Source organism: uncultured Nostoc sp. (assembly GCF_937863485.1).
Classification (GTDB): domain Bacteria; phylum Cyanobacteriota; class Cyanobacteriia; order Cyanobacteriales; family Nostocaceae; genus Nostoc.
In genome coordinates this window covers 21,794-28,414 of the sequence record NZ_CALMFY010000129.1, presented here as the reverse complement: position 1 = coordinate 28,414, position 6,621 = coordinate 21,794, and the positions used below count along the sequence as shown (strand labels likewise).

General features: G+C 43.5%; 9 protein-coding genes and 1 pseudogene. 2 read left to right on the top strand and 8 right to left on the bottom strand.

All coding sequences use genetic code 11. The annotated features are described in order from the left end of the window. Window positions 1–142: tetratricopeptide repeat protein (locus tag Q0541_RS17270; protein ID WP_298912456.1), on the top strand; the 142-nt coding region annotated here is incomplete at its 5' end. Between the two features lie 131 nt (window positions 143–273). On the opposite strand, the gene Q0541_RS17265 is transcribed toward Q0541_RS17270, so the two are convergent. The 6 genes from Q0541_RS17265 to Q0541_RS17240 all read right to left on the bottom strand — a co-directional run bounded on the left by Q0541_RS17265 (window position 274) and on the right by Q0541_RS17240 (window position 4,916). Then, window positions 274–738 (bottom strand): hypothetical protein, encoded by a 465-nt coding sequence (locus tag Q0541_RS17265; RefSeq protein ID WP_298912445.1) that lies wholly within the window; start codon window positions 736–738, stop codon window positions 274–276. A 532-nt stretch (window positions 739–1,270) separates the two neighbouring features. After that, window positions 1,271–1,987 carry a molybdopterin-dependent oxidoreductase gene (locus Q0541_RS17260; RefSeq protein ID WP_298912442.1) on the bottom strand — a complete coding sequence of 239 codons (717 nt, stop codon included), beginning with the start codon at window positions 1,985–1,987 and terminating at the stop codon, window positions 1,271–1,273. A 7-nt stretch (window positions 1,988–1,994) separates the two neighbouring features. Then, window positions 1,995–2,591, bottom strand: a complete 597-nt coding sequence (locus Q0541_RS17255; RefSeq protein WP_298912439.1) for a cytochrome b/b6 domain-containing protein — start codon at window positions 2,589–2,591, stop codon at window positions 1,995–1,997. A gap of 414 nt (window positions 2,592–3,005) precedes the next feature. Then, window positions 3,006–3,698, bottom strand: a complete 693-nt coding sequence (locus Q0541_RS17250; protein ID WP_298912436.1) for a cytochrome c biogenesis CcdA family protein — start codon at window positions 3,696–3,698, stop codon at window positions 3,006–3,008. Between the two features lie 8 nt (window positions 3,699–3,706). Continuing rightward, complete coding sequence (locus tag Q0541_RS17245; RefSeq protein ID WP_298912433.1) at window positions 3,707–4,315, bottom strand: thioredoxin family protein; 609 nt, start codon at window positions 4,313–4,315, stop codon at window positions 3,707–3,709. Window positions 4,316–4,430: 115 nt separating this feature from the next. Next, window positions 4,431–4,916 (bottom strand): hypothetical protein, encoded by a 486-nt coding sequence (locus Q0541_RS17240; protein WP_298912431.1) that lies wholly within the window; start codon window positions 4,914–4,916, stop codon window positions 4,431–4,433. 478 nt (window positions 4,917–5,394) lie between these two features. On the opposite strand from Q0541_RS17240, the pseudogene Q0541_RS17235 reads away from it, so the two are divergent. After that, window positions 5,395–5,499, top strand: a pseudogene (locus tag Q0541_RS17235) (EamA family transporter); the annotation flags it as partial. 74 nt (window positions 5,500–5,573) lie between these two features. Here Q0541_RS17235 and rpmA read toward each other — a convergent pair. After that, on the bottom strand, window positions 5,574–5,870 hold the full coding sequence (gene rpmA / locus Q0541_RS17230; protein ID WP_298912428.1) for a 50S ribosomal protein L27: 297 nt from the start codon (window positions 5,868–5,870) through the stop codon (window positions 5,574–5,576). Between the two features lie 30 nt (window positions 5,871–5,900). After that, window positions 5,901–6,308, bottom strand: coding sequence for a 50S ribosomal protein L21 (rplU, locus tag Q0541_RS17225; protein ID WP_273763262.1), 408 nt, complete (start codon window positions 6,306–6,308; stop codon window positions 5,901–5,903). Window positions 6,309–6,621: the final 313 nt, after the last annotated feature.

Here is a 6,621-nt window from a genome sequence, read left to right as displayed (position 1 = left end):
TTCACAGGGAAAGTACAGCGATGCCGAACCTTTGTATATCAAAGCTTTAGAGATTGCTGAAAAACAGTTGGGGGCAAATCATCCTAAGACAATAACCTACCGTAAGAATTTGGAATACTTGCGGCGGAATCGTCACCCTTGATTCAGGAGAATGGTTATTTTTGTCTGGCGTTGGTTTCAGTAATTTAGATAATCTGCATCGGCTGCATTACCCGCCTGGGATTCAAATCCCAGTCTAATAGCTTAACTCCTCTAAAGAGGACTAATACAAATTTACTTTAATAATGATACAAATACGTTGGTAAGGGCACGGCAATGCCGTGCCCCTACGAAATATCTATATGTATCAGGGTTTTTGTGAATTGGTTTAAGCAATTTTTTGAGATTAATTGCAGTCCACTTGAGTGGACTTAGGCTATTAGCCCAGTACTTTGAGTGCTGGGCGGGATAGGGAGCTAATTGAGATAGATTAACGAGTATTTTATCTCCGTTAACGAGTATTTTAGCTCCGTTGACGAGTCTTTTAGCTCCGTTAACGAGTATTTTATCTCCGTTAACGAGTATTTTAGCTCCGTTGACGAGTATTTTAGCTCCGTTGACGAGTCTTTTAGCTCCGTTAACGAGGCTTTTATCTTCGTTAACGAGTCTTTTATCTCCGTCAACGAGTCTTTTATTTCCGTCAACGAGTCTTTTAGCTCCGTTAGAGTAGTCCAAGTAATAAAAATGCCCAATTGTCATTGCGGGAGCAAAGCGGAATCAAGCAATCTCTGAGTCCTTGTGATTGCTTTGCTGTACTACGTTACGATCGCAATCATAGGCTAATGAGTCTTTGATGTTCTCATTGAAAAACCCTGAGCAAATTAATGAGCATCAGTTCATTCGACTTTTGCCGGAATACAAAATACCTTGAAAAGGCTACCAGATTAATGCTGTAGCCTTTTTTGGTGAAAACAGATCGCTTTTCTTGAGGCGATCGCTATCATATAGCAGTCCTAAATCACTCGTGAAAAGTTAGATCCCCGACAACTTTTACGAAGTCGGGGATCTGGACACAATCTGCGGTTAAATACAAGTCAATTGCGATCGCACCGTGGCAATCTCAAACCCTGACGATTGCTTATAGCAGTTTTCATCTATTTGAACCACATCTGTCGTAGGGGCGCAAGGCCTTGCGCCCGTACCGCGTGGTCTATTTACCTGAAAATAGCTGTAACTCGACTTCGTTGCGATCGCAATGACATATTACAAGAATAAGTCGCATATCGCGTGACTATAACCCTGCAAACCACTCATAGCCCTGATCCTCCCAATAGCCTTTAGTAGGTGACAAATTGCTGACGAAGGTAATTTGAGTCACCCACTTACTTTGCTTGTAGCCCAGTTTAATTGGGGATGCTAGACGCATCGGCGCACCATTATCAACTGATAAAGGTTGTCCATTCTTTTGATAAGCCATGAGAGTTTGCGGATGTATAGCAGAGGCCAGATCCCAGCTTTCATAATAGCCATCAGCTGATTTGAAGTAGACATAGCGAACGTTTGACTTAGGCTGTACCAGCGCTACTAAGTCTCGCAATCGTACACCTCCCCATTCAACGATCGCAGCCCAGCCTTCAACACAGATATGGCGAATTACCATTGAAGTCAAGGGAAGTTTTTGAATATCTGCCATGCTCAATTGCATCGGATTACTAACCTCGCCATCAATCCTCAATCGAAACTGCGCCGGATCAATTTGCGGGGTGAAGTCAAAGGTATTAATCAGCAATTTGTCTGCTTCTATGGCACTGACAGGAAATTCTGGTACTGGTTTTTGACTTAGCAGGAGTGCTTCAAGACGTTCATTCAGTGGTTCAGATATTTGCCACACATTATCTGAGAGCAAATTTGTCCCACAGCCACCTAAAAGAAAGCCTACGCCTGAAAGTCCAGATAGTTGCAGTAACCGCCGACGGGATAGGGTGCGTTTGGGAAGAATCAGACTCATGGAACCTCTACACGAACATAGACTTAATTAGACGGATGCTTCCTACCTTCAGGGCAAGTAAGGAATGAGCAATTGTAAACAGTATGACAGTGGGAACAGTAATAAAGTGAACAGTGCGGATATTTTGCCAACTACCAAACAGCCTGGAAATCCAATGTAGTTGGGCAGGTTTGTACATTGCCAGACCACTCAAGATTGCCAGCAGCAGCACTGGAATGATCGCAGTATAAACTAGCCGATGCCATGCGTAATTTTTGCGCTTTGGGTTCTGGCTGACTTGCAATGCTTTTAAGTCACCGCGATCGGCAAAGCGACGTTGCCAACGACGAGTTATAAAGATATAGAGTCCATACCAAAGTAAGTTTAGCGAAAACAGCCACATAGCAGCGAAATGCCAATGTCTACCACCCGCTAGCCAGCCTCCCAGCAACAGAAAGTCAGGAAAATGCCAACCTTCACGCCCGCCAAATACCGGATTAGCATTATAGATTTGCAGTCCACTAGCGATCATCAAGATGAGACTGATGATATTAATCCAGTGAAAGGTCTTTGAGAGGAAAGTCTGACTTGGTGTTGAGCGGACTTTACGTTTAGATGAGGTCATACCAATTTTGGATTTTGGATTTTAGATTTTTAGGAACAGGATTTAATAAAGAGCAACTTTCGTAGGGTGCGTTATGCCCTTGGCTAACGCACCATCCCAATACTTTCGGTGCGTTACGCTTCGCGGTAACACACCCTACGAAACTAAAATTCAACCTGATCTATGTTGAGAACCGTAGTTTTTACCCTCACCCTAAATCCCTCTCCCAAGTAGGGAGAGGGACTTCTTTTTGGCTCCGCTTCTGGCAATATTGGGAGAAGGGGTTGGGGGATGAGGGTTTTTTTCTTTTCGATACGGAAAGAACTACATTTTTCAAGGTGGACGCGGTTTAGTTGCTCTGTCGTTCAATTATCGAATTACGTAGCTTGCTTCTCGCCTCTGGCGAGTATTACGAATTATTCGTTCATGGCTGTCTCACAGAGGTTGAGTAGGAAAGAATGGAGCTAGCCAAAGTTGTATCTGCACATCCCAACCGAGAAGAATAGCGATCGCTGTCGCCACGATCGCTACGCCACCTACACGCTGCAACGCTGCACTATGAGAGCGGAGATTGAGGATTCGTTGGCTGAGTACTCGTCCACCGTAGGCGATCGCTAACAGAGGCAAACCTGCTCCGATTCCATAAGCAACCAGTAGCCAAAATGCACCTACGACTTGATGATTAACTGCTGCTAGGACTAAAATTCCCCCCAAAACCGGCCCAGCACAGGGAGTCCACAAAAGCCCCAACTGAGTCCCTAGCCAAAACTCTCCCATAAGTCCGATTCGTCGAGGTTTTTTAGCCCAATTACCAACTGGAATGTAAGTAAATATTCGGTAACTCCAGGTGGGGAAAATTGCCAGTAATCCTAAAAATAAAAGGAGTGCGATCACTATATTCCGTAATAAATTAGCCAAGCCTGTAAACCAGCTTGCTGTTACACCGAGTAAACTACCTGCTAGTGCAAAACCAGCGATTAATCCCGCTACCAGTGCTACTGGGCCGTAAGTATGCGATCGGAGCGCTCGGCCTAATAGCACTGGTAAAATCGGTAAAACACAGGGTGAAAGCACATTCAAAACTCCCCCCAATAAAGCCAGACTAATTGATAGAGTAGAAGTCGTCATGATTCTTTCTATCCCAATAGCTGGCGGATAGTTTGCTCTATTTTTTCGTATGCCCCTTCCCCAATGTGGTCATATTGTAGTAAACCCTGGCGATCGGCTAAAAACATATGAGGCCAATACTGATTTTCGTAAGCGTTCCAAGTTTTATACTCGTTATCAACCGGAACCGGGTAGGTAATCTGGTGTTGTCGTAGCGCCTTTTTTATATTGTTCGGATCTCGCTCAAAGGCAAACTCTGGTGTGTGGATGCCAATCACCTTCAGTCCTTGCGACTCATACTGCCGATGCCATCTAGTGATGTAGGGCAGGGTACGCTGGCAGTTAATACAAGCAAAAGTCCAAAACTGGATTAAAACAACACTACCTTTGAGGTTAGCGATCGACAAAGGAGTAGAATTAAACCACTGACTGATATCCTGAAACTCTGGCAAACTCTTGCCTGCCGGAGTTTTCACTGTAATAGTTTCTGAGTCTTGCGTATTGTCACTTTTTGCAGGAGAGATAGAAGGGGCATTCACTTTTCTGAAGTTGGAAAATGTTGTGGCTGCACCGATCCCGACAACCCCTAACCCGAGATAAAAAAGTAACTGACGCCTGCGGAGTAGGTTGTGATTCATCAGAATTTCTCCTGTTGAGGTCAAAGCGCCAAAGTATAGGGATTGGATCAAGATTTTGCTGGTAAGCAGCCCCTATACTTAGTACAAGAAAAGTGAGATGCAAGGCTAGTTGTAGCTAGGGCTTGGTGGAAGCCGGGGATTGCTTCATCGCATCGCCAGCTTTGTCTTTACCCATAGCATCGCCAGCTTTATCTTTGCTCATTGCATCGCCAGCCTTATCTTTACACATCGCATCTTTACCAATAGCACCACCAGCCTTATATTTACCCATGGCATCGCAAGCTTTATATTTACACATTGCATCGCCAGCTTTATCTTTACTCATCGCAGGAGAGGCTTCAGGAGCAACTTGATTGTTAGTTGCAGGAGTGCTAGAGCAAGCAGTGAGACTGGTGGTTAAGCTTAAACCAGCAATTAAACAAAGTATTTTCCAGTTCATAGTCTTCTTTCGTCCTTTGGATAGTTCTTTTTGTATTGATTGATCAGAGGAAATTAAGCTACAAGCAGATTCATAAAGGCTATTGGGGTAAAGAAGATGCCTTCTTATAGAGGACTCCATCAGACTTTTGTTACTGATGTTTGAGTTATCCCGAACATCCAAAGTATCTCTATGAGGACTGAAAGCTGATTGAAACTAAGCCATGATTTTCATAAATTTATGCCTTGAGAAAATTTAGTTGATTCTCAGCATTTTCTCAGGTAATTATGGTAGCTCAAAGCTATGCCTAATTTAAGTATTCTCTCAGGTAAACCTGATTCTGAAGAGAATAAACACAACTTAGGATAATTAGGAATGCCTTCATTGCACTGATGTTATTGTGACTATAGCAGTCCTACCTAAATGATTTATGAACTTTTCTATTTCTCCTCTTTGCGCTTTTCTCTAACGAGACGCTGCGCGTACCCCTACGGGGAAGCAAGCTACACGTAGTGTCTTGCAGAGAAGGCGATTCGTTCATTTTCACAAATCAGATAGGATTGCTATAGTACACTGTGACGATCTAGTGCAATCATCCGAAAGCTTGACAAAAATTGGTGGCTAAGACTTTATAAACGATGCCTGCGGCGGCAAGCTACACAATCCGATTTCTTTGTGTAATATTTTGTTAGTGAATAACCTATGCGCTTTGATGCTTCTGATACTAATTTATGGGCGAGAGAGGAAAAAAGCAGCTTTTAAGCAACTGTTAGGAATATTTATGCAAATCTGACTATCAACTAGCCAGTAGGGTGGGCACTGTTACCCACCCAAACTACTTTAACTTGCTACTGCCTCAGCAGGGGCTGCCTCAGCAGTGGCTACGGGTAAATAAACACTAACTTTTTTACGGGTTTTGCCCTTTCTCTCAAACGTTACAACACCGTCGATTAAGGCAAACAGAGTGTCATCGCTACCAATACCGACGTTGTTACCAGGGTGAAATTTGGTGCCGCGCTGACGCACGAGAATGTTTCCTGCACGTACAACTTGACCGCCATAACGCTTGACACCCAGACGTTGGGCATTAGAATCACGACCGTTGCGTGTACTACCTGTTCCTTTCTTATGAGCCATGATTTCCTCTTGTGTATCTACTTCTTTTTATTATTCAGCAGCGGTTTCAACTTCTTCTGCAGGAGTGTCATCTGCAACAGGGGTTTCCTTCTCCGGTTCTCCTTGGGCAGCAAACACTGCACCGTTAAGAGTGATGGAGTCAATCATAAGTCTGGTAATTTCTTGACGATGCCCCCGCTTTTTGCGGGTTTTCTTTTTCGGCTTCATTTTGTATACCAGGACTTTACGACCCCTAAAATGTCGCAGTACAGTCCCTTCTACAGTCGCACCTGTCACTAGTGGCTGTCCAATGCTGACTTCGCCATCGTGCTGCACGAGTAATACGGAGTCTATTGTAACTTTTTCGTCTGGTTCGGTCGTAAGCAGTTCAATATCGTAAAACCGCCCTGGCTCTACTCGTATTTGTTTACCGCCAGTTTCAATAATTGCGTAGGTCATGGAATTGTCCTTGAGGTTGCCGTACAGGTAGCTGGTTTTTATCTCCTATAAAGACGCTTTTACCAGCTTTTGTAATATGTCTACCTGATCCGAGCAGGAATTAGACAGACAATCTAATATCCTATTTTATTAACAGGTGTCAAGTCAAGCTTTCATTTACCAAAAGCCGTTATGGCTGATCACCCATGCAAAAAATCTAAGGTGCATTTACAATTCAGAATCAATGCTTTTTAGTTAAAGACTGCTTCCATCTTAGGGCTGACTTTTATAAAGTAGTAGAAATATTTAGACTAAAATTTATATTTTCTTATCA

Excerpts from the sequence above, each read along its gene's own strand:
- Q0541_RS17265 (WP_298912445.1), bottom strand. The coding sequence starts at position 738 with ATGACAATTGGGCATTTTTATTACTTGGACTACTCTAACGGAGCTAAA.
- Q0541_RS17260 (WP_298912442.1), bottom strand. The coding sequence starts at position 1,987 with ATGAGTCTGATTCTTCCCAAACGCACCCTATCCCGTCGGCGGTTACTG.
- Q0541_RS17255 (WP_298912439.1), bottom strand. The coding sequence starts at position 2,591 with ATGACCTCATCTAAACGTAAAGTCCGCTCAACACCAAGTCAGACTTTC.
- Q0541_RS17250 (WP_298912436.1), bottom strand. The coding sequence starts at position 3,698 with ATGACGACTTCTACTCTATCAATTAGTCTGGCTTTATTGGGGGGAGTT.
- Q0541_RS17245 (WP_298912433.1), bottom strand. The coding sequence starts at position 4,315 with ATGAATCACAACCTACTCCGCAGGCGTCAGTTACTTTTTTATCTCGGG.
- rpmA (WP_298912428.1), bottom strand. The coding sequence starts at position 5,870 with ATGGCTCATAAGAAAGGAACAGGTAGTACACGCAACGGTCGTGATTCT.
- rplU (WP_273763262.1), bottom strand. The coding sequence starts at position 6,308 with ATGACCTACGCAATTATTGAAACTGGCGGTAAACAAATACGAGTAGAG.